The organism is uncultured Boseongicola sp. (assembly GCF_937988555.1).
Lineage (GTDB): Bacteria > Pseudomonadota > Alphaproteobacteria > Rhodobacterales > Rhodobacteraceae > Boseongicola.
The window spans coordinates 1-24,653 of sequence record NZ_CALJXO010000305.1; the positions used below are offsets into that span (position 1 = coordinate 1).

Genomic DNA, 24,653 nt, shown 5'->3' on the forward strand with positions numbered 1-24,653 from the left:
TGGCAAGACGCGCACTGCTCGGCAAAAATCTCTTCGCCGTCGATCGCATCGCCGGACCCGACAGGGAGCCCCGCCCCCGTTGGACTAACGTCCCAATTCCAAGCAGATACCTCTTCTGCCAAAGCCGGTCGCCCAAGACCGAACTTATCCGCCCAGACAGGCCCAGAACCTATGACAATCGCGACAGAAAGCGCTGTAAAATTAAGAAACTTCGACATTTTCCGCCTCACCGTTTTCGCGCACCAACCATGTCTGAATGCAGTTGTTGTGATAAATCGAGTTCAGCCCGCGCACCTCGCGCAACTGAGCCTTGGTCGGCTGAACGTATCCCGTATCGTCCATCGCCCGCGATTGAAGCAGCATCTCGGAACCATCCCACTCGGTATCGAGATAGAACCGGGTCAGCGCCATTTTCTCACCGGGCTTGGCCAACCGTGCGGTTTCCCATGTCATGCCCCCATCTTTCGACACATCAACGCGGGAAATGGCACCGCGGCCCGACCACGCAAGGCCAGTGATCACCAAAGGACCGTTGCCATGCGTGACCGGCGATTGCGGACTTGGACTTGTGACAACGGATTTTGCATCCATCTCCCAAGTCCACTTGCGGCTTGTCCCATCCGCCAAAGTGTCGGTGTACTTACTGGTTTCTTCGCGGCTTTCAACGGGGCCGTCCATCACCTCGATCCGGCGAATCCACTTAACCCACATGTTGCCTTCCCAGCCCGGAACAACCAGCCGGACCGGATACCCATGCTCCTTGCGAAGCGCCTCGCCATTTGCCTTGAACGCCACCAAAACGTCATCAAGTGCTTTTTCCATCGGGAGGGATCGGCCATTGGAAGATGCATCGGCACCCTCAACAAAGACCCACTTGTCTTTCAGGTCGCCCGCAGCCCCAAGCCCAGCCTCTTCCAGAATAGTGCGTAGCGATACCCCGGTGTATTCCATGTTGTGGATCATACCGTGGGTGAATTGCGCACCATTCAATTGAGCACCGGCCCATTCCATGCCGGTGTTTGCAGCGCACTCGCAGAAATAGACGTGGTTCTCGCGGGGGAAACGCTCCAGATCAGCGTAGCTGAAGATCAGCGGAGTATCGACAAGCCCGTTTACCATCAGGCGGTAGTCTTCTTTGCGAAGCTCTATGGCTCCGGAATGGTGACGCTCAAACGCACACCCTTGTGGCGTAATCGTTCCATCAAGCGCATGGATCGGCGTAAAGTTGATCGAGCTGATCGTATCAGCTGTCAGCCATTCGACATTGCGCCGCACCACATCGCCTTCGAACTCAATCGGCAAGCCATAACGCACCGCATCCACACCATCGCCCAGCTCCTGCGCCCAAGGTTGGATTTCCGTGATTAACGGGTCAGGTGTCGCGGCTTTGGCACTGCTTGCGGCGACAACTCCAGCACTTGCCGCAGCCGCCCCGCGCAAAAATGCGCGACGGGACGGAGCTTTGCCCTTGTATTCGTTAGACATTTCAAATGGCTCCTTTGGTCTTTTTTCGTCTCCGACCCATCCAAAAACCGTACGTCAGGGACGGATGTAGGCGTAATCCTGTTCCTGCAATTCAATCAGCCGCACGACGCCCGACGGAACCATGTTGGCTTCATCCATCAACGGAACGTCTTTTCCGGCCCTTTCGTTCATAACTTGCGGGTCGTTTTGATCGACGTGTACCGCAACAAAATGTGTCTGCCCTTCAGCCCAGACACCTGTCGCAATAACCGTTGCAGGAGCCGCTGCCGTTACCAATCGCTTCATCATCGTCTTCACTCCCTTTGGTTGCGTTATGCGCCCACCACTTGAACGCTGTTATTGGGGTCCAGTGAAATCGTGCCTTGCTTTGATATGTGGGATTCAACGACATCCCAAATCGCCGGGCCTTCCGTGCTTTCGTTTACACTGGCCCAACCTGCTACCCGATAGGTCTTGGCCGCATCGATCCGCTCACCCGTTTTCAAAAGAGTCATCTCGGTGATGCGACTGCCCTGAGGTTTGGTGACGTCGATCCGATAACCAAGACCACCTACCCGAACCATATCGCCGCCCTGCTGGTAATAAGGGTCCGGATTGAAGAGGTTATCGGCTACGTCCTCCAAAACGACATGTAGGAATTCTCCAGTCATCTCACTTCGGTACGCCTGCGGATAGGTCATGGACGTAACATTCCAGATATCTTCCCGCGTAATGTCCTGACCTGGAAGGATAGATGGTCCCCAGCGTACGCCAGGGGACAAGGCAATATCGGCCTCTCTTTCGGAAATAAGCGCGTCGCAGATCAGATCGTCCCAGGTCCCGTTAAAGTTTCCGCGGCGATACAGCGTCTGATCTTCCGCTGTCTGACCAATGACTTCGCTTAGCGATTGCACATAAGGCGCGCGCTGTTCGTCGATCAACGCTGAAATCTCTGCATCGGGCGCGATGACATCCGAAAAGATCGGGATCAACTTATGTCGGAAACCCATCATCCGTCCGTCGCGCACATCAAGATCGACCCGGCTGACAAATTTCCCGTTCGATCCCGATGCGACAATAATTGTGTCACCGACGATAACAGGCTCGGGCAAGGCGTCATGCGTATGGCCCGAAAGAATAACGTCCAGCCCCTGAACCTTGCTCGCCATCTGCTTGTCGACATCAAAACCATTGTGGCTAAGACATACGACCAGTTCTGCGCCCTGCCCCCGCACCTCATCGACCATTTCCTGCATGTGCTCGTCGCGAATGCCGAAACTATATTCGGGGAACATCCATCCGGGATTGGCAATTGGCATATACGGAAATGCCTGACCAATAACGGCAATTTTGACGCCGCCACGTACAAAGAATTTGTAGGGCGGGAACAATTCCGAGGGTTCATCCCATTCCGCATCAAAGATGTTCTGCCCCAGTGCTGCAAACGGCAGGTCTTCCACAATTTCGTTAACGCGGCTCGACCCAAGCGTGAATTCCCAGTGGAACGTCATTGCATCGGGCTTTAGTGCATTCATCACATTGACCATGTCCTGGCCTTGCGTGTGATAGCAGGTGTACGATCCATGCCACGTGTCGCCACCATCAAGAAGTAACGCGTCAGGCCGCGCGGCACGAATGGAGTTGATGACCGTCGCGACGCGATCCAACCCACCAACCCGGCCATAGGTCTGCGCCAGCGAGGCAAAATCGTCATACGTCAGGGCATATGCCGACGGACTTCCATCATCGATGCCATAAAGCTTGCGGAAATCGGCGCCCGTCAGATGCGGTACCGCGCCCTTGTTGCCACCGACACCGATATTGATCGACGGTTCGCGGAAGTAGATTGGTTTCAACTGGGCATGAATGTCCGTGATATGGATCAGCGAGACGTTCCCGAAGGTGTCAAACTCAAGAAGCTGATCTTGCGTCAGCGCCTGCTGGGCTGCCAATTTCGCCCAGTTTCCAAAACCAGCTCCCCCATAGATCGCAGCAGCAGCCATGCTGGTCTGTAAGAAATCGCGACGAGAATTCATGGGGACCCCCGAAAAAGCACATACGTATGCGTATTATTGAATTTGTTTTGTTCAAAAAAAACCGCACCGCCGAAGCGCGCGGGTCTTTCAATTCTCTTAGTTACGGACCGAAGGGCCTTCGACCGACAGACCGTTGCCTCGCGAAGAAACATACAGCTCAAGTGCGATGAACTCCGGGCTTCCAGCGCTATAGGTTTCCGCGCGCGTATCGCGCACGCAGCCCTTGAAGCGCGAATGCACCGCGTTCAGCTTGGTGTTCTTTAGGCGATAGACTGGAAAAGCGTTGATCTGCCCCTGGCTCAAGTGGTCAGCGCGGATCATGCTACCGTAGTTGTCTTCATGGCAATTGGCGCAAGACATCTCAAGCTGACCTGTACGTGTATAATAAAGCTCCTTGCCGTCCTCCCAAACAGATTGAGCAGGACCATCAATTGCAACATTGACCGGCATGCCACGGGAGACAGACGCCAGAAGGGCGGTCATGTTAACCATGTTGCCGCTGGTGTATCCCCACTTCTCAGCGCCCATTTGGTTCTCGCGGCAATCGTTCACCTGCATCTCAATAGTGCGAACTTCGCCGGCGGTCTCATTCCACTTCGGATAAACGGCCTTAACGCCCGCCATTTCTTCCGACGCCCCGTGACAACTAGCGCATGATTTGTCCTCAGAACCTTCGACTGTATTCCACACGCCTTCTGCCTGCTCGACAAATAGCATTCCCGGGTTGTCGAAGTCATCGGCCTGCATTGCGCGGGTTTCGGTCCCGCGAAAAAGCCATCCGGAATACACCTCATCCATGACGTCCGACAAATGCGCAGGAGCTGCGGTCTTCGTTACCATCTTGATGTCTTCGTTCAATATCAGCGTATCCTCGGCCGGATCAGCATAAGCTACCGCGCCAAAAAACCCGACCAAAAAGATGCCAGCAACACCAGCAAGTTTCATCATTCTGTGTCCTCCCTATAGCTCTAAAGCTTAACTGACCGAGATCTCTTTGGTTTCCTCGTAGACCGATCCATCGTCATCGTACCAAGTGAATTTGAATTCACCGGCCTCAGGAACAATTGCTTGAAACTCAAAATACGGGTTTGTCGAAATTGCAGCCTCAAGCGTGATGTCAATCACGTTTTGACCGTTAAAATCGCATGTGAACCGATTGATAATCGACCTAGGAATAACGTTCCCGTCACCATCTTTTCGCTGACCCGACTCCATCTTGTGGCTAATCAGGGTCTTAATCGTAATTGTGTCCCCGGCAGAAGCCGTCTTTGGAACTTTGACGCGGGGCTTAACACCATCTGCCATTTTGTATCTCCTAATAAGCTTATCTAGCCGCCGCAGCCGCCGATTGTGACTTTGACTGTTGCTGAGGCCCGAGCGAACGAACCATCCTGCATCTTTGCAATCGCAACGACCTCCTGCGTCCCGGCCAACCGAATACGTGTCGATGCCGAATGCGATGCGGACAAAGCGCCAAATTTGAACGTTGCTACATTTGGGGTCGGATTGCCCATCGCCATCACCAAGATCTCTGACGCGCCAGGAGCATCAACTTCAATCGGCACCGTGTTGCCATTTTCAGCGATCTCAGGGGCTGTAAGTGTCACCCCGCCCTCAGCAATGTCCGCGCCGCCCGTAAACGATTCGATCAGGTCCTCACCGGCGGCAAAGGCCTTAAGTGGCACACTCGCGACAACCAATATTCCGGCCCCAAGCTGCAAAACACTCCGTCGTGTCAGTTCCATTCTTTCTCTCCTGAATAAACCACCGCCATCAAGCGATGCCGGTTAGTCCTTGAGGGTGGTCAAATACGCCACGACATCTTCAATCTGCTGCGCTGTGAGCAACGGACCAAACGTATCATCGGCAGCTTTGCCTGTGTACGCCTTGCCGGGCCGGATAAAGCCCTCGGTCTTGTAGAACGAAGGCATCATGCTCTCTTCGAACATGATCTTCGCATTCGACACGATCCCGCGAAGCTCTGCTTCGCTCCAGCGATCTCCTGCACCATCAAGCGGCGGTCCGATCTCGCCTTGGAACGGCACATCGTCCAGATCGCTCACCTCATGGCAGGCAACGCAGTTGCCAAGGCTCTTGTTTCCGACAACCATCCGCCCCTGCGCCGCATCGCCTGCAACCCCCGACAAGGATTGCGCCACCGCTCCATCCGTAAAACTGACGGCCGTGGGCGATACTTCTTGTGCGGTTGCCGACACGCTCGTCGCCAATGCAATGGATAAAGCCAATCCCGAATACTTCATGCGTCCTCCCTAAAACCATGTTACATTAGCGTGCAGACAGTGGTCGTGGCAACAACAAATTCAATTATTTGATTTTCTGCATTTAGATTAGCTTGCTACCGTACTTTTTTCGGAGGTCACTTAGAGCGCTCGCCAATCATACGGGCATGATACTTCTGGAAAGTTTCCTCGCCGCTGTAGCCTTCTGCAAGAATCCAGTTCAGAAGATCCAGTGTCGTGCTTTTGCTAAAAGCACCCGGCATTGACGCAACCGCAGCCGCAGCCGCAGACACACCTTCATCTACATCTATAGGGAAGAAAAGAATCGTAGGTGTGAACAACAGACCCCACTTTCTGACCATGTCTTTTTCCGGCAAGGTTGTTCCGTCAAAGTCCGTGACGTCAACATCCCCAAACATGTTGACCTGAACCACGAAGAAATCCTCGCTCAGCATGCGGGCAATCTCATCTTGCGAAAAAACGTCCTCGTGCATCTTCTTGCAGTAGAGACACCCGCGCTGTTCAACCAGAACCATTAGGCGTTTGCCCTCAGCCTCGGCCTCCGCGAGGTCTTCGCTCATGTCTTTGAACGTATCGCGCATCCAGGGCGCCTTGTGCAAACCGTCATCACCCATCTCAAGCGCCGAGGCGCCGGTTACGAAAAACAGAAATACGGCGAACGGTGTGATAAAATTTCTCATGGTACCTGCCTCCCAGCTTAACGTAGAACTCCGATGTCGGGACCGATTTCCAGCATCCATTGGGCAATGTAATTCATTGAATTCGTGGCAATAAGAATACCAAACACGATCAGCATAATGCCCATGATCTTCTCAATCAGACCAAGATGCTTTCTGAACCGGGACATCCACCGCATGAACGGCGCAATAAAAAGAGCGGCCAGCACAAATGGCGCTGTCATACCCACGCCGTAGACAAACAGCAGCAATGCACCGTTTGAAACGGTCTCCTCCCCCCCTGCCATAAACAAGATCGCCGCAAGCACTGGCCCCACGCAAGGCGTCCACCCAAACGCAAATGCCAACCCGATTACATAGGCACCCAGCAGACTGGTACCCGATGTGTTTCCGGCATCCGCCCGCAACTGCCTGTAGAGAAAGCCGATACGAAAAATCCCAAGGAAATGAAGCCCCATCACTATGATAATGGCCGCCGCAACCCATCGCAGAACATCGAAATACTCGCGAACAACCTGTCCAAAAGCCGTTGCCGCCGCACCAAGCCCCATGAAAATGGTGATAACACCGGCCGCAAAGAACAATGCCGCAAGGACCGCACGAACCCTGACACGCGCATCGATCTTTGCATCGGCCGAAATCTGGTTCATACCGACTCCCGCAAGATAACTCAGATAGAACGGCACGATCGGCAGAATGCATGGCGACAGAAACGACAGCAGACCAGCCAAGGCTGCGCCAGCAAATGTGATATCCATCGTGCGACTCGACCTCCCTTGTGTAATTCACATATTCATATTATGTTGTATGAGATTCAAGAGGCCAGTTCGCATGCGCTTTCAAAAGCTTGCTTCAACACTATTGGCGATTGCTTTGTCGGCCACAGCGGCAACGGCAGAAAGCGTTCTGGTCATGATTGAGGAACGCGGTTGTGTCTGGTGCGCGCGCTGGAACGCCGAAATCGCGCCTATTTATCCGAAGACATCTGAAGGCGAGGCAGCGCCGTTGCGTCGGCTCGACATCAATCAAACAATGCCGGCAGAGCTGTCATTTAAGGGAAAGCTGCACTTCACACCAACATTTGTGCTGATGGTAGACGGCAAAGAGATATCGCGACTGGAGGGGTATCCGGGAGAGGATTTCTTTTGGGGTCTGCTTGGACAGATGCTAAAAACCGCGGAAATTGGTTTATCTAGTTAGGCAGCGTAGATGCGAGACGATATTGTGGTATTTGCCTCCGGTGAAACTTTGACGTGAGAGAGAGAAAAATGGTCCTTCCTGTCTTTGACGAAAACACATGTGCCGCCGACATGGATAAGATGGCGACAAACGCCATGCGCGCGTCAAACTTCCTTAAGGCAATCAGTCACGAAGGACGATTGATGATCCTGTGCCACCTCGCAACCGGTGAAAAGTCCGTGACCGATTTGGAGCGACTTTTGTCAGCGCGACAAGCTGCGGTGTCTCAACAACTCTCCAGACTGAGGCTGGAAGGCTTGATCACGCCACGCCGCGACGGCAAGCAAATATACTATTCATTGACTGATGACCGTCCGAAACCGATCATGGAAGGTGTGTACGATCTGTTTTGCAGTGCCGAATAAGCTCACGCATTTTCAAAATTAGCCGCGTGATATGAACGTGGAATACAATGATGCTTGAGATGTTTTCTGAGGATACATTGGTGGCCGCTGTTGGCCTGTTGGGCGGCATGCTTCTTGGTCTGGCGGCAAGAATTGGACGTTTTTGCACCTTGGGTGCTATCGAGGATGTCTTCTACGCAGAAAGCACGCTGCGCTTGCGCATGTGGGGCATCGCGATCGGCGTTGCTATAATCGGTTCCTTCGGACTGTCAGCAATTGGTTTTCTTCATTTAGAGGAAACGCTTTACCTGTCGCGTGGATGGAGCCCCGTGGCCAGCATCGTTGGCGGTCTGCTTTTTGGCTATGGAATGGCGCTCGCAGGCAACTGTGGGTATGGTGCACTGGCACGATTGGGCGGTGGCGACCTTAGATCATTTGTGATCGTTCTGGTTATGGGCGTGTCCGCCTATATTGCCCTCGGCGGGCCATTGGCAGCTCTCAGGATTTGGTTATTTCCTCAACAGGAGCTTCCCAGTGAGATGCCGTCTATCGCAGTGTCGGTCTCGCGGCTAACCGGGCAGTCTACCGAAGTTATCGGTATCTCTATCGGGATACTTATAGTGGCGGGAACCCTTGCCCACACTGAATTTCGACGCTCGTTCACCCATGTGTTTTGGGGTTTGATCGTGGGAGTTGCCATTGTTATTGGATGGGCCGGCACACAGTGGCTAGCAAGCAACGGTTTCGAAGCCACGCCCGTGGTAAGTCATACCTTTTCAGCACCAATCGGTGAGACAATGCTGTACGTCATGACCTCCTCTGGAAACAGTATTAGCTTTGGAACCGGCTCGGTCGTCGGCGTGCTTTTTGGCGCTTTCATCGGCAGCGTTTTCAAAGGCCACTTCCGTTGGGAGGCCTGCGATGATCCTCGCGAACTGCGCAGGCAAATCCTCGGGGCTTTCTTGATGGGCATCGGTGCCGTGGTCGCCTTAGGTTGCAGCGTTGGCCAAGGCCTCTCCGCATTTTCACTCCTTGCCTATAGCGCCCCGGTGACCTTCATAAGTATTTTGGTCGGTGCGGCGGCGGGCTTAAAGCAACTCATGCTCGGGTTTGCGCCTTCAAGCTGAAGGCGAACCGAAAACGCGGAACGACTTCAGCCCGCTTCGCCCTCGCAAAAACGGCGGTATAAAAGACCAATCAGCGCCAGAACCGTCGGGTCCGCAATCGAGTAGAACATCTGACGACCCTCCCGCCTCGACTGAAGCAGCCCCTCATCCTTCAACTTCGTCAGGTGCTGCGAAACGGCGGACTGGCTCGCGCCTACCCTTGTTTCAATTTCGGCGACAGAGAGCTCCTTATCAATCAAGCAACACAGCACTTTTAGCCTGTCACGATGCGCCAGTGATTTCAGAAATCGCGCGGCCTGATCGGGCGCATCGGACCCGTCGCCTGCAAAATATTGCAGGGCATCGTCAGGCATTAATGTCTGTCGTTCCATAAGAATATCCGTCCGCCACTTTCCCACCAAACGTAATCCTCAAATCGATATATTCAACTTGCATAATATAATTTCATCCTATTTGTTGACATATTATAAATTCTTAATATGTAATGTTTTGAGCAAAACGGAGAGACCAACATGCAACCGGATGTAACCCCCTTCTTTGACGAAGAGACATTCACCGCGTCCTTTGTCGTCACCGATCCCGAAACGAAACACTGCGCGATCGTCGATTCCGTTCTCGACTTTGACTATGCATCCGGACGGACAGATTTTCGCTCTGCCGATCAAATCATCAAATTCGTCCAGGACAGTGATCTGACCGTCGACTGGATTTTGGAAACCCACGTCCACGCAGACCACCTAAGTGCTGCGCCGTACCTTCAGGAGAAAATTGGCGGCAAAATTGGCATCGGCCGAAACATCACCATAGTTCAGGACACGTTTGGCAAGGTTTTTAATGCCGGAACTGAATTCGCCCGGGACGGCAGCCAATTCGACCGACTGTTTTCCGAAGGCGACACATTTTCTGTTGGCAACATCTTGGCATCGGTGCTGAACACGCCCGGGCATACGCCCGCCTGTCTCACCTACCTGATCAAGGATGCCGCCTTTGTCGGAGACACCTTGTTCATGCCGGATTTCGGAACCGCGCGCGCTGATTTTCCAGGCGGATCGGCCAATGCGCTTTACGCCTCTATCCAGAAGCTTTTCACACTGCCTGACGACACGCGTGTCTTCGTCGGGCACGACTACAAGGCGCCAGGCCGTAGCGAATTCGCATGGGAAACAACAATTGGCGAGCAAAGGACGCTGAACAAACATGTCGGCGAGGGACGCAGCGAAGATGACTTCGTGGCCATGCGGACCACGCGTGATGCCGAGCTTGCGATGCCAAGGCTCATCTTGCCGTCGCTCCAGGTCAACATGCGCGCCGGGCAGATGCCGCCAACAGAACCTGACGGAAACGTCTACTTCAAAATCCCTGTGAATAGGCTGTAATCCCATGATTGGTAATAGTTATCTCTTCGGCCTCGCCGGAGCGGTATACCTTTTAGGAAATGGTCGGATACTGGGTGCCAGCGCCACTATAGGCGGCTTGATCGACGGCTCGGGCCGCGCAGATTGGCGGGCCAGGTTTTTGTTCATCGCCGGACTTATTGCAGCACCATGGCTGGCCATCACCTGGCTTGGGCTGACCCCCACAACCCACATCAAAACCAATCGGACTGTGATCGTTGTGGCGGGTTTGTTGGTCGCAGTCGGCTCGCGCTTGGCGAATGCATACACCGGCGGCCACAGCGTCTGCGGCATCTCGCGCCCGTCTCTGCGTGGCTCTCCGCGAGGGATTTCCACCTCTTTGCCGGTGGCGTCAGCGTTCTCGACTTCAAGCATATTCTAGGAGTGATCTGATGCGCGCTCTTATCGCAACAATGGGTGGAAGTCTCTTCGGGCTTTGCCTTTGGGTCTCGGGCATGGTGGAAACCACCCGCGTGCTGGGCTGGCTCGATATCTTTGGCGCATGGGATCCGACGCTTGCCTTTGTGTTGGGTGGGGCGATCCTGGCGATGGCGATGGCGATGGCATGGCGGATCGCCAAACGCCGACCTTCGCCCCTTTCGGGCGGGTCATTCCTTGGCCGCCCTGGTCAGAAGTTCATTCCCGATCTTGTCGTTGGCTCGCTTCTCTTCGGTGCCGGATGGGGCTGGTCTGTGTCCCGGACCCTCGCTTGCGTCGCTGACTTTCGGCTGATCGCAAGGTCTTCTCTTCCTGGCTGCCATTATCACCGGAATGCTAGTAGCTGTCCCAGCACGCCGCCTTTCAACGCTAATTGAATGAGGTCAACTCATGACGATCACTCAGCTTCACCCGCAACTTTCGGTTGGTCGACAAATCACCCTAGATGAAATCCGCTCACTCGCGGCGTCAGGCTTTACCGACATAGTCTGCAATCGCCCAGACAATGAAATTGAAGACGGACCTCTATCGGCTGACGTTGCACAGGCGGCCAAAGTCGCGGGCCTGGGCTTTCACTATCTACCGATACGTCCCGGCGAACACCCGGTTGAGCAAGGGCAATCCATCGCCAAAATCGTCCAACGCCCAGACGCCCGTGTCTTTGCCTATTGTCGCTCTGGCGCGCGATCGACGCTTGCCTGGAGCATTGTAAGCCCACAGCAAAACTCAGTCCCGAACGTTTAGCCCTGATCGGACGGGTCCCAATACTTTTCAAATACAGAACCGCGAAAGGACGTAAAATGGTGACGCGTTATCTGCCCATCCTTACATGGGCGCGTAAATACAATCGCGAAACCTTTTCAGCTGATCTGGTGGCCGCGCTGATCGTGACGATCATGCTGATCCCACAATCGCTCGCCTATGCTCTTCTCGCGGGCCTACCGCCCGAGGTCGGACTATATGCCTCCATCGCGCCGCTGCTTGTTTACACTCTTTTTGGAACATCGATGACACTGGCTGTCGGCCCGGTGGCAGTGGCTTCGCTTATGACGGCCTCGGCCGTAGGCGAAATCGCCGCGCGCGGCACGCCCGAGTATCTCGGAACAGCGATCGCGCTCGCGCTCATCTCAGGGCTCATGCTGATTGCCATGGGCATTGCACGGCTTGGGTTTCTTGCGAACTTTTTAAGTCACCCCGTGATCTCCGGGTTCATTACCGCCAGCGCCGTGCTGATTGCTTTTGGCCAACTGAAAAATATACTCGGCATCCAGATCGAAGGCCACAATCTGGTCGAGCAGGTTCTGGACCTGAGCACAAATCTACCAGAGGCTGATTTCACAACCTTCCTAATCGGCGTTTCAGTTTTTGCATTTTTGGTCTGGGCACGGCGATCTCTGGCCCCACTCCTGACCCGCACCGGGGTATCAGCGCCCCTTTCCGGCAGTCTGTCCAAGGCCGCGCCTGTTGTCGCAGTGATAGCCTCCACACTTGCCGTCGTTGTCTTGGGACAGCACGCCCAAGGCGTCGCCATTGTCGGAGACATTCCCCGCGGCCTGCCTCGTCCGGCCCTGCCAAATCTGGACCTCGAGCTTATGAATACCCTCCTTTTCCCAGCACTGATGATCGGCGTTGTAGGCTATGTTGAAACGATCTCTGTCGCTCAGACGCTCGCTGCAAAAAGGCGCCAGCGCATCGACCCCGATCAGGAGCTAATCGCGCTTGGTGCCGCCAACGTCGGCTCGGCAATCTCCGGTGGATTCCCTGTCACCGGCGGTTTTTCACGCTCGGTCGTAAATTTCGACGCAGGTGCCAAGACTCCAGCCGCCGGCACCTTTACGGCAATTGGCATCGCACTTGCCACTGCGTTCTTCACGCCGTTTCTTTTCTTCCTGCCCAAGGCCACACTCGCGGCGACAATCATAGTAGCAGTCCTGTCTCTGATCGATATCGAAACGATCCGTCGCACTTGGGGCTACTCCAAGTCGGACTTCACCGCGATGCTGGGTACAATCATAGGCACGCTTGCGATGGGTGTCGAAATCGGAATTGCAATCGGAGTTATGGCGTCACTTGCGCTTTTTCTTAGCAGAACTGCGCGTCCCCATGTTGCGATTGTCGGACGCATCCCCGGCAGCGAGCACTATCGCAATGTCAAGCGGCACCAGGTCGAGACAACACCCGGCCTTCTATCAATCCGGGTTGACGAAAGCCTCTACTTTCCAAATGCAAAGTACCTTGAGGACGCGGTCAATGCAGCCGTTTCCGCTGATCCGAACATCCGTAATGTAGTCCTGATGTGCACGGCGATAAATTATATCGACAGCTCGGCTTTGGAAAGCTTGGAGCAGATTAATCTCCGACTTGAAGACGCAGGGATTAAACTTCACCTCAGTGAGGTGAAAGGTCCTGTCCTTGACCGCTTGGAGCGCGTGGATTTTCTTACAAACTTGTCGGGGAAAATATTCCTCAGTCAGTATCAGGCTGACCGATATTGCATCGGCTCGAACGCTGACACTTCGCAACCGAGCCAGTCGCGAAATCGATAAACGCAGACCCTGAACATTCCGAAGCGAAAGTGGGAAACGAACATACATCATCACCGCAAGGCGGATGATCTCTGGACTGGTTTTAAGGAACGAAATGGGCGGCGTTTTATTATCCCGCGAACTTAGGTCACCGCCCTTCCCGGCTCACGCAAATTTCCTCTTACAAAGCCGCGACGAGGGGCACAACGCAGCCAATTGCATCTACGCCCGGTAATGTTGAATTGGGCTCAGAGCATGCGTAATTGGGCTGTCTGTGTTCAGAGGTCGAGCTCGCGATAGTATCACAGGATAGCTGTGAACAAGGGAGATAGCTGGTGGAATACTTTGTTGGACTAGATGTTTCGCTTCGATCCTGTGCGCTTTGCATTGTTGAGAGCAAGGGCACGATGCTGCTTGAGCGAGCGCTCCCTTGTGAGGTCAGCGCAGCGAAGGTCCGATACGACCCCAAAACATCCCCTCGACGCCCCCTTTCTCTTGCGCGATGATGAGGCAGGCATTCGGGGCGTGGCCGTGGGAGGCTTGCTTCCTGTAAATCTGCGGCGATCACCTTGGCGCAGTGGAATTGAGCTATATGGAACAAAAGAGCGATGAACGGTTGAAGACGGCGCTTCTGCTGGTTGCTCTTGCGGGCCTTGTGTCAGGACTCGCCTTCTATTTCGCCGGCAGAGCGGTTGTGGCAGACACCGTTTGGTTTGTCGCAGTTCTTCCGGTTCTGATAGCCCTTTTGGTCGAGATCCTACGTAGCTTGATGCGGGGCGAGGTCGGGCTTGATATCGTTGCGGCTCTGTCGATGACGGCAGCTCTCGCGTTCGGCGAAACATTGGCAGCGGCTGTTGTGGCCGTGATGTATTCAGGCGGAACTTTCCTCGAAATCTTTGCCGAGGGCCGCGCGCGTCGCGACATGCACGACCTCTTGTCGCGCGTCCCCCGAACCGCAACCCGGCACCGGAACGGCGGCCTAGAGGAAGCGCCGCTCGATAAGATTGAACCTGGTGACCAGTTGCTGATCCGTCAAGGCGACATCGTGCCTGTGGATGGCTCAATCGCGTCTGAAAACGCATTCCTCGACACCTCCGCGCTAACCGGTGAGTCTCTCCCTGTACGTTTGTCTCGCGGCGCCGAGGCCATGAGCGGGTCCACAAACGCCGGCGAGCCATTCGATCTGACTGCGACGCGTCTTGCCACACAAAGCACTTATGCCGGGATCGTGCGCCTGGTCGAGGAAGCTCAGCGGTCCAAGGCGCCAATGGCGCGGCTGGCGGATCGCTGGTCTCTGGGATTTCTAGCTGTCACAGTTGCAATCGCTTTTGCTGCATGGTGGTTCACCGGCGACCCGATCCGGGCCGTCGCCGTGCTGGTGGTGGCCACGCCATGTCCACTGATCTTGGCCGTACCTGTCGCCCTGGTCGCAGGCCTGTCGCGCGCAACGCATTTCGGTGTGCTGATCAAGGGCGCTGGACCGCTGGAGGCGATGGCCCGCATCCGAATCCTGATCCTGGACAAGACTGGAACCCTGACCGACGGGCGCCCGCAGATCGTTTCGATAGACAGCTACGACGGTGCGGGCGAAGACGACATATTGCGTCTTGCGGGTGCGTTAGATCAGGCCTCGAAACACCCAGTCGCACAAGCCATAGTAACAGCTGCAAAAGCGCGCGGTCTCGTTTTGCCCGTGCCCTCTGAGGTCACGGAGATCCCGGGAGAAGGGGTCGTCGGAAGCGTCGAAGGACACAAGGTCATCGTCGGTGGCGACACTTTCGTGGGCAAGCTCGTTGGGCGAACTGCGGGTGACCATCCGGCTCTTTCTGCCGGCTCGGTCATCGTCGCCGTTGCGGTGGACGGCCACGTGGCGGGTCATCTCGTCATGGCGGACCCCCTGAGAGAGGGGGCCGGCATCATGCTTGCAGGGCTGCGCGAAGAGGGGATCGAGCGCATTCTGCTGGCAACTGGCGACCGGGTCGAGGTTGCGGAGCGCGTGAGCGAAGGCCTCGGCCTTGACGCGCTTCGTGCAGGCCTGACGCCTGACCAGAAGGTTCTTCTGGTCCTCACTGAGCGTAAAGATGGTCCAGTGATGATGGTGGGCGATGGCGTAAATGACGCGCCAGCGCTTGCCGCTGCAGACGTGGGCGTGGCCATGGGCGCCCGGGGCGCCGCCGCCTCGGCAGAAGCCGCGGATGTTGTGCTTCTGGTCGACCGTATCGACCGGCTTAGATCGGGGATTGAGATCGCCCGTCGGTCCCGACGCATCGCCGTCGAAAGCGTCGTCGCAGGGATCGGATTATCGATCCTCGGTATGACCGCTGCGGCATTCGGATACCTTACACCAGTTGAGGGCGCGCTGCTTCAGGAGGCAATCGACGTGGCTGTCATCCTAAATGCGCTTCGTGCACTACGCATTGTACCTCATGAATTGGGGGCTCCGGAGCCGAGCCAGTAGCGATCCGTCGGTTCGAAGCCGATGCAAAGCAAACTCCAACTCAGATGAGGTTGAATACAGCGATGAGAGGTGGTCCGAAATTCCGCGACCACCTCTCTCTCACACAACGCGGCCGTTCATATCTCTTTTCTAGCTCTGAAGAGTTCAACTGTCTCGCCTTCCGGTGTCTCACCAAAAATTTCCTCATTCAATTGCAAGGGGTTGACAGCTCTTTGTGTGATCATGGGGTCAGCGGCTCGGTTCCACGATCCAGAAGTGCGAGATAGTCCGAATAGGCATAGATGCGGCCACGCTGCTTTCCGGTGGTCTCACGCACGATGCCCAGTTCCTCCAGTTTCTCGAGCGCGCCGCTGGCGGTTGGAAAGGAGGTTTGCAGGCCGCCCGCGACCGTCTGGATTGTGACGATCGGCCGGGCCTGCATGAACTCGTGTACGCGCAGCGCCGATGGCGCCGAACGCCCCAGAGTACCAATCCGCTGTCGGTGGGCCTCGAACATGGCGATCAGGTCGCGTGCGGTCTGCGAGGCCTGCTCCGCCGTTTCGGCAACGCCGGTCAGGAAAAACTCCATCCAAGCCTCCCAGGCACCGGCCTGACGGACCTCCTGTAACAGCCGATAATAGTCGTCCCGCCGCGACTTCAGGAACAAGCTCAGATAGAGGATCGGCTCACGCAGTACGCCCGCCTCGACAAGGACCAGCGTAATCAGCAAGCGCCCCAACCTTCCGTTCCCGTCAAGAAACGGGTGGATCGTTTCGAACTGCACATGCGCCAGCCCCGCCCGGATGAGAGGCGGCATCCCGGCATCCTCTGCGTGCAGAAATCGTTCGAACGTATCGAGGCACTCGTCCAGCGCGTTTGGCGGCGGGGGCACAAACAGCGCATTGCCTGGTCTCGTGCCTCCGATCCAATTCTGAGAACGCCGAAACTCCCCCGGCTGCTTGGTCGCGCCGCGACCGGATTTCAGGATGATCCCATGCATTTCGCGGATCAGACGAAGAGACAGCGGAAACCCGCCACGGATGCGATCGACGCCATGCCCGATCGCGGCCACGTAGTTTGAGACCTCGGTAACGTCATCGAGCTCAACCGTCGGCGCTTCATGGTTTTCAAAGAGCAGAAGGTCAGACAAAGAGGATTTCGTACCCTCGATTTGCGACGACAGCAGCGCTTCCTTGCGGACATACATGGACAGGAAGAGCGGCGTCGACGGCAGAATGGTCGTCACACCGTCAAGACGTCCCACAGCAGCAATGGCGCGCTCGTAGACGCTCATCAGTTGCGGCAGTTCCAGAGGCGGCCTCGGTGGCAGAGGTGCCGGCACATAAGCGCGTACACGCTCACCGCCGACGCTTGTTTCAACGAAGGTGCCCAGTCTTTGATTGTGCTCTTCCGTCATCCTACGAACCTTTAATAGCCATACAGTCTTATTAAAGCAAAGCGCTCCAAACTTGAATAGCGGTCAACCGTAATTCAAGCTTCACGTGCTTTGGAGACCACAAACTGCATGGATCTCCTCTTTGGAACCCGCTTTCCGTTCAAACGCCAAACGAGCACGGCCAATCCATATTCCCAACGCCGGTTTGCGGTCGCGCGGCTGATCCCGTGCTCCCAGCAAATCCCCTTCTAGGCTTTTCGATTTGCACGAACCCACAGGATCTGCGCGATGTCCCGTTCCAGCGAGCGCAGCCAGAGCAACGCCTCCTCGGCTTCGTTGATCTGGCGCGGTCCTGGCCGGGGTCGACGCATATGCGGCTCCTGACCAACCTTGTCCGCCAAGCTGTGGAAATACTCGAGCCATGCGTTGAAGACGCCCTGTAGCATGACGCCGAGCAAGGTGCGGAAGATGAACCGTCCCTGGTTTACCGGAGAGTAAAACTCTCAAAGGATGAACCCTATGACACAGAGAAAGCACTCCCCGTCCTACACGGCTGAGTTCCGCACACGCGGCGTTCGGCTTTTCAACGAGAACCGTGCCGATTATGCGAGTGATAATGCAGCGTACCGGGCGATTGCGCCCAAGCTTGGCTGCTCACCGGACAGTCTGCGTGCCTGATGCCGACAGGCGGATCGCGATGCTGGCGAGCGGTCTGGGCTGACCAGCGAAGAGAAAGCGAGGCTCAAGGCCTTGGAGCGGGAGAACCGTGAACTTCGCCAAGCCAACGAGATCCTGAAGAAGGCATCTGCGTATTTTGCTCCCACTCTCACACATGCAAGCATGTGTTGCCGTGCAACGGGACGGAGCTCGACCGCCCGTTCAAGCGATGACCCGGTTCATTGAAGACCACCGCGCAGTGTTTGGTGTCGGGCCGATCTGCAAGGTTTTGCCGATTGCACCAGCAACGTATTACGCGCGGGCAGCGGTTATGCGCGATCCTGAACTGGCATCTGAGCGTGCCAAAAGTGATGTGATCGATTGCGAGGACATCGGGCGTATCTATAAGGCAAGCGGCCGACGTTACGGAGCCCGCAAAGTTTGGCATGTCTTGCGGCGCGAGGGCAATGATATCGCCCGCTGCACTGTGGAGCGCCTAATGAAAGCCATGGAAATACAGGGCGTTGTTCGGGGTGGAAAGGTTATCACAACCAATCCTGACGCAGCCCAGCCATGCCCTGATGACAAGGTAAACCGAGAGTTTGTCGCGCAGATGCCAAACCGGCTCTGGGTGTCTGACTTCACCTACGTCTCAAGCTGGCAGGGTATGGTTTACGTCGCTTTCGTCATTGATGTTTTTGCCCGCAAGATCGTGGGTTGGCGGGTTTCCACCTCGATGACGACAAGCTTTGTGCTGGATGCTTTGAACCAGGTAATTTGCCAGCGCTGCCCGTCAGAAGCGGACAACCTGATCCATCATTCGGATTGGCGTTCGCAATATCTGGCCATAAAATACACAGAACGATTGGCTGAATCCGGGATCGACCCTTCCGTTGGCAGCGTGGGCGATTCATACGACACCGCGCTGGCCGAAAGCACGATTGGCCTGTTCAAAACCGAAGTCATCAACTTCTTCGGCCCATGGAAATCCGTCGGACGGGTCGAAAGGGAAACCCTGAAATGGGTGAACTGGTGCAACACCGAACGCCTGCACAGCGCCATTGGATACATCACGCCACAAGAAGCCGAGGAGGCTTTCTATGCAAACATGAACGCCCTTGATAATGTCGCCTGACATTTGAACAAAACACTCTCCGGTAAACCCGGGGCGGTTCAGTCCGGCCGCACCTAACAGGCTCAAGAGATAGATAATCCCTGCCACGATCCCGACCAAGATTAGGATCATGACGATCGGGCCAAGGATCATACCAAACCCTCCCCACTGGCTGTTGCCCCACATCATGTCATGTCCATGACTGAATGGACCGTATCGGTCCGGGATTTCCCCAACCTGTGCCATCGCAGACGTTGCGGCCACCTATTAAGTGCAAAATTATATTGGCAAAACGGCGTACAGGCCCTGAGTGCAGGCCCTGATCTGTATCAAGACGGCAGTGACGAAGTACTCTAGCATGCAGCGGAGATACGCAGGCGTGGATTGTAGAACGAACCCTCTGATTTGGCCGCGCAAGGCTGATTTCAGTGCCACATCGCCAGTTCAGCGCCTCCCAAGCCTAAAAATAAGGATTAACTTCAGTGAGCTACACGATCAACCGCATGTTCAACGATGCCACACTCGACGACATCGATGCCCGCACCCGAGCCGCCCTGGCGGACAACGGCTTCGGCGTCCTGACCGAAATCGACGTCCAGGCGACAATGAAGAAGAAGCTCGATGTCGAGATGTCGGCCTATCGCATTCTCGGTGCCTGCAACCCGAAGATGGCGCATCAGGCGATCGTAATCGAGCCGCGGGTCGGTGCGATGCTGCCCTGCAACGTCATCCTGCGCGAGGTCGAGGGCGGTGTTGAGGTCAGCGCCATCGACCCGGTGGCGTCGATGCAGGCGATCGACAACGCCGAATTGACGGCCGTCGCGGGCCAGGTCCGCGACCTTCTGGCGAAAGCCGTCGAGGCGCTCTGAGATGAGCCTGCGCGCCGCCATTCTCGCGGCGCTGGCGATCCTCGCGATCGTCCTGCTCGGCGTGTGGCAGTTCACGCCATCGGTGTTCAACGAGGCACGCGGACTGATGGACGGTGAGCGCCTCGATATGCTGGTTGCGCGCGCTGGCCTCTGGGGGCCTGTTGTGATCGTCACGCTGATGACCGTCGCGGTCGTGGCGAGTCCGATCCCGAGTGCGCCGATCGCGCTGGCCGCCGGGGCTGCCTACGGACATCTCTGGGGGACGGTGCAGGTGGTGATCGGCGCAGAGCTTGGGGCGCTGATCGCGTTCGGTCTGGCGCGAGTTCTGGGGCACGATGTCTTGCGGCGGGTGTTCGGTGATCGGGTGGACGCCGGTCTGCTTGGGTCGCAGACCGCATTGACGGCAACTGTCTTTGCCAGCCGCCTGATGCCCTTCGTGTCCTTCGACATGATCAGCTACGCAGCCGGACTTAGCCGACTGCATGCCTGGCGCTTCGCGCTAGCGACACTGGCTGGCATCGTTCCGGCGAGCTTCCTGCTCGCCCATTTCGGTGGCGAGGCGGTCAGCGGAGACCTCGGGCGGATGACATGGGCGGTGCTCGGCCTCGGCCTGGCCACCGGATTGCCGCTGCTCTGGCTTGCCACTCGACACAAAGCCGAAAAGGACTCCTGATGGCGCACGCCTACAAGAAAAACAGCATCACCCTGCCCGGCGCAGTGGCCATGGGCACCGGCGTGATGATCGGCGCGGGCATCTTCGCGCTGACCGGGCAGATCGCCGAGCTTGCAGGGCCGCTCTTCCCGCTGTCTTTTGTCGTTGGCGCAATCGTGACCGCGTTCAGCGCCTACACCTAAATCAAGATGTCGAACGCCTTTCCGTCTGCGGGCGGACTCGGGATGATCCTGACGAAAGCCTACGGGCCGACGACGGTCGCGGCAGGCGCCTCGCTCCTGATGGCGCTGTCGATGGTCATTAACGAAAGCCTCGTCGCGCGCACCTTCGGGACTTACACGCTCCGGGCCTTCGGAGGCGATACGGACAGCGTTCTCGTGCCGGTTCTCGGCGTCGCGTTGATCGTCTTTGCCTATTTCGTGAACGTCTCCGGAAGCCGCTCGGTCGGACTTCTGTCCATCATCATGGCGGTGCTCAAGGTTGGTGGCATCGCGCTGTTCGGTGTTTCCGCGCTTTGGGCCAGCGGTCTGTCATTCGAGGCGACGGGTGGAGACGCGGGCACCACCGGCTTCCTGGCATCCGTCGCGCTATCGATCCTGGCCTTCAAGGGCTTCACCACGATCACAAACAGCGGTGCCGAGATCACCAAGCCACATCAAAACGTGGGCCGGGCCATTGTCCTGTCCATTGCGATCTGCGTGGTCGTCTATCTTCTTGTCGCCTTCGCAGTCGGCTCCAGCCTGCCGCTCGACCGCATCGTCGCGGCAAAGGACTACGCGTTGGCCGAGGCGGCCCAGCCCGCGCTCGGACAGACCGGCTTCTACCTGACGGTGGCACTTGCACTGGTCGCCACGGCGTCGGGTCTGATCGCCAGCGTGTTCGCGGTCTCGCGGATGCTGGCGCATGCTGACCGACATGAAGATGATTCCGCACAGCCATTTCGGCATGCCAGGCACGATCAAGGACCACACGCTCGTCTATACCGTCGTGATCGCGGGCTTTCTGACAGTTTTCTTCGACCTCAGCCGGATCGCCTCGCTTGGCGCCTTCTTCTACCTGGTGATGGACATCATCATCCATTTGGGCGTCTTCCGGCAGCTCCTCGAGGAAATCGGCGCACGGGGCTGGGTGCTGCTGACAGCCATCGTGCTCGATGCCGTGGTGCTGGCCGCCTTCGCCGCGATGAAATGGCAGTCCGACCCGCTGATTGTCGTGATCGGCCTCGTCGGCATGGCGCTGGTGTTCCTGTTCGTGCGGGTGTTCCTCGCGCGCAATCGCGTCAGAGAAGACGATCACGACCACCATCGAAAGTGACTTGAGCTTCCAGTCGCTGGAGGCGTAAAACTGCGACAGACCCAGAAAGGTTCGCACAGCATGGACCACGACCATCATCACGCGGTACCCGACATTCCGGCAGGAGCCGAGACGGCAAAGGACCCGGTCTGCGGGATGACGGTCGCGGTCAAGCCCGACGGGCGGCACGCGAAGTTTGGGGACGAGCCTTTCCATTTCTGCTCCGAGAAATGCCAGACGAAGTTCAAAGGTGACCCGTGGTTCTATGCAACGGGCCGGAGCTCTGAGCGCCCAAAGGCAACCCCTGCGAACGTCCAGTACACCTGCCCGATGCACCCAGAGATCATCCGCGACGCGCCCGGAGCCTGCCCGATCTGCGGCATGGCGCTGGAGCCGATGCTGCCCTCGGACGAACCCAGCGTTGAGCTGACCGACTTCACCCGCCGAATGTGGATCTCGGCAGCGGCGGCGGTGCCGCTGATCGTCCTGACCATGGGCGGGCTGGTCGGCCTGCCGGTGCGCGACTGGATCGGGCATCAGACCGCCAGCTATCTGGAGTTCGTGCTGGCGACGCCCATCGTACTTTGGGCGGCATGGCCGTTCTTCAAGCGGGGCTGGGATTCGATCGTGAACCGCTCGCCCAATATGTGGACGCTGATTAGCCTCGGCGTTGCGGCGGCCTATCTCTATTCGATCTTCGCGACGTTTCTGCCGGGCCTTTTCCCCGAACAGTATCGAATGGGCGCGGGCGTTGGCACATACTTCGAGGCGTCGGTGGTGATTGTTGCACTGGTCTTTGTTGGCCAGGTGCTGGAACTTCGAGCCCGCGAACGCACGGGTGACGCGATCCGCGCGCTTCTCGACCTCGCGCCCAAGACCGCGCGGCGCATCCTGCCCGATGGCACGGAATATGACGCGCCGCTCGAAAACATCATGGAAGGCGACCGACTGCGCGTGCGCCCCGGCGACGCGGTTCCGGTGGACGGGACGGTGATCGAGGGGCGATCCAGCTTGGACGAAAGCATGCTGACCGGCGAGTCGATGCCGGTGGAAAAGGGCCCCGGCGATGCTGTGACCGGCGCCACGATCAACAAGAACGGCTCTCTGGTGATCGAAGCGGGCAAGGTCGGCGCCGATACCGTGCTGGCGCAGATCGTCACGATGGTGTCGAACGCGCGGCGGTCCCGCGCGCCGATCCAGGGACTGGCGGACCGGGTCTCAGCCATATTTGTGCCGACGGTCGTGGGGACTGCGATCTTTGCCTTCGTCGTGTGGATGATCTTCGGGCCCGAACCTGCGCTGGTCTTTGCCATCGCCTCCGCCGTGTCAGTGCTGATCATTGCGTGCCCCTGCGCGCTCGGGCTGGCCACGCCGATCTCGATCACCACGGCGGCGGGACGCGGCGCGCAGGCGGGCGTGCTGATCAAGGACGCTGAGGCGCTGGAACGCATGGCGTCTGTCGATACCTTGATCGTCGACAAGACCGGCACGCTGACGATGGGCAAGCCGACGCTGACCGACACGGTGGCGCTGGGGGAATTGGCCGAGGCGGACCTTCTGTCGCTGGCCACTGCGCTGGAACGCGGGTCCGAGCATCCTCTGGCCGAAGCGATCGTCGAGGGCGCCGAGGCACAGGGCGCCGCCCGGCAAGAGGCCGCCGACTTCGAGGCAATCACCGGCAAAGGTGTGCGCGGACAGATCGGTGGGCGCGCAGTCGCGCTCGGCAACACGGCGATGATGCAGGACATGGGCCTGGACGCGACGGAGGCCGAAGCACAGGCCGACACACTGCGCGCCGAGGGCAAAACGGCGATGTTCATCGCGGTTGATGGCGCGCTCGCAGGAATTGTGGCCGTGGCTGATCCGATCAAGGACAGCACCGCACAGGCGATTAAGGAACTTCATGCCCAAGGGCTGCGCGTCATCATGGCGACAGGCGACAACGAGCGCACGGCACAGGCCGTTGCGGGGAAGTTGGGCATCGACGAGGTGCGCGCGGGCATCCTCCCCGAGGCAAAGAAGGACCTGATCGACCAGTTGCGCCGCGACGGCCACAAGATCGCCATGGCAGGTGACGGCGTGAACGACGCCCCCGCACTGGCCGCCGCCGACGTCGGCATCGCCATGGGCACCGGAGCCGATGTGGCGATGGAAAGCGCAGGCATCACGCTGCTGGGCGGCGATCTGATGGGCATCGTGCGGGCCCGGAAACTGGCCCGCGCCACCCTGCGCAACATCAAGCAGAACCTGTTCTTCGCCTTCGCGTACAATGCACTTGGCGTGCCCATCGCCGCGGGACTGCTCTACCCGGTGACCGGCCTACTCCTGTCGCCGATGATCGCGGCGGCGGCGATGAGTCTGTCTTCGGTTTCTGTCATCACCAACGCGCTGCGGCTGCGGCGGATCGGGCTGTGAACGGCTGACCATGGCTGAAGAACCGAACCGCTGGGAAATCGTCTATAAGAACAAGGAAAAGGCCGAGACGCGTTGGTACGAGGATCGTCCACAGGTCTGGCTCGGGTGCCGTCAGACCGATGCGAACCAGTCTCTGCAAGGACAATAAAGCTGCCGATTACGCCACGCCGCGTTGGCGCCACTCGGAGAGAGCAGCGGCCCCTTGTCATGGTTTGCAAGCAAACCACTGTCAGGCAGCGGGTGCGCGTTTTCGACCCGATTATTTTCCCAGCGGCCCGTTTCCTGCCGGTTGGC

The 24,653-nt window shown here is 57.4% G+C and carries 25 protein-coding genes, 4 pseudogenes and 1 other annotated feature; of the genes and pseudogenes, 15 read left to right on the forward strand and 14 right to left on the reverse strand.

Annotated features, from left to right (window positions below):
- The 10 genes and pseudogenes from Q1B15_RS18195 to Q1B15_RS18240 all read right to left on the reverse strand — a co-directional run.
- Positions 1-218: pseudogene (locus Q1B15_RS18195) on the reverse strand (MFS transporter); the annotation flags it as partial.
- A complete protein-coding gene (soxC, locus tag Q1B15_RS18200) occupies positions 202-1,485 on the reverse strand; it encodes a sulfite dehydrogenase (RefSeq protein ID WP_299756433.1) in 1,284 nt (427 codons plus the stop codon). The gene soxC and the pseudogene Q1B15_RS18195, both read right to left, overlap by 17 nt.
- A 54-nt stretch (positions 1,486-1,539) precedes the next feature.
- Entirely contained in the window at positions 1,540-1,773 is a 234-nt protein-coding gene (locus Q1B15_RS18205; protein ID WP_299756437.1) for a hypothetical protein, read from the reverse strand.
- Between the two features lie 23 nt (positions 1,774-1,796).
- Complete coding sequence (gene soxB / locus Q1B15_RS18210) at positions 1,797-3,500, reverse strand: thiosulfohydrolase SoxB (RefSeq protein ID WP_299756439.1); 1,704 nt, start codon at positions 3,498-3,500, stop codon at positions 1,797-1,799.
- A 96-nt stretch (positions 3,501-3,596) separates the two neighbouring features.
- The gene (soxA, locus tag Q1B15_RS18215; protein ID WP_299756483.1) at positions 3,597-4,445 is read right to left on the reverse strand and encodes a sulfur oxidation c-type cytochrome SoxA; all 849 of its coding nucleotides are present in this window, start codon (positions 4,443-4,445) and stop codon (positions 3,597-3,599) included.
- Positions 4,446-4,475: 30 nt separating this feature from the next.
- Positions 4,476-4,805 carry a thiosulfate oxidation carrier complex protein SoxZ gene (gene soxZ, locus Q1B15_RS18220; RefSeq protein WP_299756441.1) on the reverse strand — a complete coding sequence of 110 codons (330 nt, stop codon included), beginning with the start codon at positions 4,803-4,805 and terminating at the stop codon, positions 4,476-4,478.
- A gap of 23 nt (positions 4,806-4,828) precedes the next feature.
- The gene (soxY, locus tag Q1B15_RS18225) at positions 4,829-5,245 is read right to left on the reverse strand and encodes a thiosulfate oxidation carrier protein SoxY (protein WP_299756443.1); all 417 of its coding nucleotides are present in this window, start codon (positions 5,243-5,245) and stop codon (positions 4,829-4,831) included.
- Between the two features lie 42 nt (positions 5,246-5,287).
- Positions 5,288-5,761, reverse strand: coding sequence for a sulfur oxidation c-type cytochrome SoxX (gene soxX / locus Q1B15_RS18230; RefSeq protein ID WP_299756445.1), 474 nt, complete (start codon positions 5,759-5,761; stop codon positions 5,288-5,290).
- 116 nt (positions 5,762-5,877) lie between these two features.
- A complete protein-coding gene (locus tag Q1B15_RS18235) occupies positions 5,878-6,375 on the reverse strand; it encodes a thioredoxin family protein (RefSeq protein ID WP_299756485.1) in 498 nt (165 codons plus the stop codon).
- A gap of 83 nt (positions 6,376-6,458) precedes the next feature.
- A complete protein-coding gene (locus Q1B15_RS18240) occupies positions 6,459-7,196 on the reverse strand; it encodes a cytochrome c biogenesis CcdA family protein (protein ID WP_299756447.1) in 738 nt (245 codons plus the stop codon).
- Positions 7,197-7,269: 73 nt separating this feature from the next.
- On the opposite strand from Q1B15_RS18240, the gene Q1B15_RS18245 reads away from it, so the two are divergent.
- The 3 genes from Q1B15_RS18245 (at position 7,270) to Q1B15_RS18255 (ending at position 9,148) form a co-directional block, all read left to right on the forward strand.
- Entirely contained in the window at positions 7,270-7,638 is a 369-nt protein-coding gene (locus tag Q1B15_RS18245; protein WP_299756450.1) for a hypothetical protein, read from the forward strand.
- 68 nt (positions 7,639-7,706) lie between these two features.
- Positions 7,707-8,042: a metalloregulator ArsR/SmtB family transcription factor gene (locus tag Q1B15_RS18250; protein WP_299756452.1), complete on the forward strand. Its 336-nt coding sequence runs from the start codon at positions 7,707-7,709 to the stop codon at positions 8,040-8,042.
- Positions 8,043-8,092: 50 nt separating this feature from the next.
- Positions 8,093-9,148, forward strand: a complete 1,056-nt coding sequence (locus Q1B15_RS18255; RefSeq protein WP_299756455.1) for a YeeE/YedE family protein — start codon at positions 8,093-8,095, stop codon at positions 9,146-9,148.
- Positions 9,149-9,174: 26 nt separating this feature from the next.
- On the opposite strand, the gene Q1B15_RS18260 is transcribed toward Q1B15_RS18255, so the two are convergent.
- Complete coding sequence (locus Q1B15_RS18260; RefSeq protein ID WP_299756458.1) at positions 9,175-9,519, reverse strand: metalloregulator ArsR/SmtB family transcription factor; 345 nt, start codon at positions 9,517-9,519, stop codon at positions 9,175-9,177.
- A gap of 141 nt (positions 9,520-9,660) precedes the next feature.
- Here Q1B15_RS18260 and Q1B15_RS18265 point away from each other — a divergent pair, with 141 nt between their 5' ends.
- The 5 genes from Q1B15_RS18265 to sulP are packed head-to-tail and all read left to right on the forward strand — an operon-like array spanning position 9,661 to position 13,526.
- On the forward strand, positions 9,661-10,524 hold the full coding sequence (locus Q1B15_RS18265; protein ID WP_299756461.1) for an MBL fold metallo-hydrolase: 864 nt from the start codon (positions 9,661-9,663) through the stop codon (positions 10,522-10,524).
- A gap of 4 nt (positions 10,525-10,528) precedes the next feature.
- A complete protein-coding gene (locus Q1B15_RS18270; RefSeq protein WP_366141746.1) occupies positions 10,529-10,924 on the forward strand; it encodes a YeeE/YedE family protein in 396 nt (131 codons plus the stop codon).
- A 10-nt stretch (positions 10,925-10,934) separates the two neighbouring features.
- Complete coding sequence (locus Q1B15_RS18275; RefSeq protein ID WP_366141747.1) at positions 10,935-11,357, forward strand: DUF6691 family protein; 423 nt, start codon at positions 10,935-10,937, stop codon at positions 11,355-11,357.
- 13 nt (positions 11,358-11,370) lie between these two features.
- Positions 11,371-11,724 carry a TIGR01244 family sulfur transferase gene (locus Q1B15_RS18280; RefSeq protein WP_299756463.1) on the forward strand — a complete coding sequence of 118 codons (354 nt, stop codon included), beginning with the start codon at positions 11,371-11,373 and terminating at the stop codon, positions 11,722-11,724.
- 56 nt (positions 11,725-11,780) lie between these two features.
- Positions 11,781-13,526: a sulfate permease gene (gene sulP / locus Q1B15_RS18285; RefSeq protein ID WP_299756465.1), complete on the forward strand. Its 1,746-nt coding sequence runs from the start codon at positions 11,781-11,783 to the stop codon at positions 13,524-13,526.
- Positions 13,527-13,529: 3 nt separating this feature from the next.
- Here sulP and Q1B15_RS18290 read toward each other — a convergent pair.
- A pseudogene (locus Q1B15_RS18290) lies at positions 13,530-13,622 on the reverse strand (IS6 family transposase); the annotation flags it as partial.
- 475 nt (positions 13,623-14,097) lie between these two features.
- Between Q1B15_RS18290 and Q1B15_RS18295 the strand changes: the two are divergent.
- Entirely contained in the window at positions 14,098-15,963 is a 1,866-nt protein-coding gene (locus Q1B15_RS18295; protein ID WP_299756467.1) for a heavy metal translocating P-type ATPase, read from the forward strand.
- 220 nt (positions 15,964-16,183) lie between these two features.
- Here the strand turns inward: Q1B15_RS18295 and Q1B15_RS18300 are convergent, their stop codons facing one another.
- Positions 16,184-17,359, reverse strand: a complete 1,176-nt coding sequence (locus Q1B15_RS18300) for a Fic family protein (protein ID WP_299756470.1) — start codon at positions 17,357-17,359, stop codon at positions 16,184-16,186.
- Positions 17,360-17,586: 227 nt separating this feature from the next.
- Positions 17,587-17,784 (reverse strand): DUF6362 family protein, encoded by a 198-nt coding sequence (locus Q1B15_RS18305; protein WP_299756472.1) that lies wholly within the window; start codon positions 17,782-17,784, stop codon positions 17,587-17,589.
- A gap of 73 nt (positions 17,785-17,857) precedes the next feature.
- Between Q1B15_RS18305 and Q1B15_RS18310 the strand changes: the two are divergent.
- From Q1B15_RS18310 to Q1B15_RS18335, 6 genes and pseudogenes are all read left to right on the forward strand, one after another.
- Positions 17,858-19,130: pseudogene (locus tag Q1B15_RS18310) on the forward strand (IS3 family transposase).
- Positions 18,176-18,299 (forward strand) — a sequence feature (AL1L pseudoknot). (Overlaps the previous pseudogene by 124 nt.)
- Before the next feature lie 461 nt (positions 19,131-19,591).
- Positions 19,592-19,978, forward strand: a complete 387-nt coding sequence (locus tag Q1B15_RS18315) for a DUF302 domain-containing protein (RefSeq protein ID WP_299756474.1) — start codon at positions 19,592-19,594, stop codon at positions 19,976-19,978.
- A 1-nt stretch (position 19,979) separates the two neighbouring features.
- Entirely contained in the window at positions 19,980-20,651 is a 672-nt protein-coding gene (locus Q1B15_RS18320) for a VTT domain-containing protein (RefSeq protein ID WP_299756477.1), read from the forward strand.
- Positions 20,651-21,965: pseudogene (locus tag Q1B15_RS18325) on the forward strand (APC family permease). The gene Q1B15_RS18320 and the pseudogene Q1B15_RS18325 overlap by 1 nt, the downstream one beginning before the upstream one ends.
- Before the next feature lie 60 nt (positions 21,966-22,025).
- A complete protein-coding gene (locus tag Q1B15_RS18330; RefSeq protein ID WP_299756479.1) occupies positions 22,026-24,359 on the forward strand; it encodes a heavy metal translocating P-type ATPase in 2,334 nt (777 codons plus the stop codon).
- 10 nt (positions 24,360-24,369) lie between these two features.
- Complete coding sequence (locus Q1B15_RS18335) at positions 24,370-24,507, forward strand: hypothetical protein (RefSeq protein WP_299756481.1); 138 nt, start codon at positions 24,370-24,372, stop codon at positions 24,505-24,507.
- The last annotated feature ends 146 nt before the right edge of the window (positions 24,508-24,653 follow it).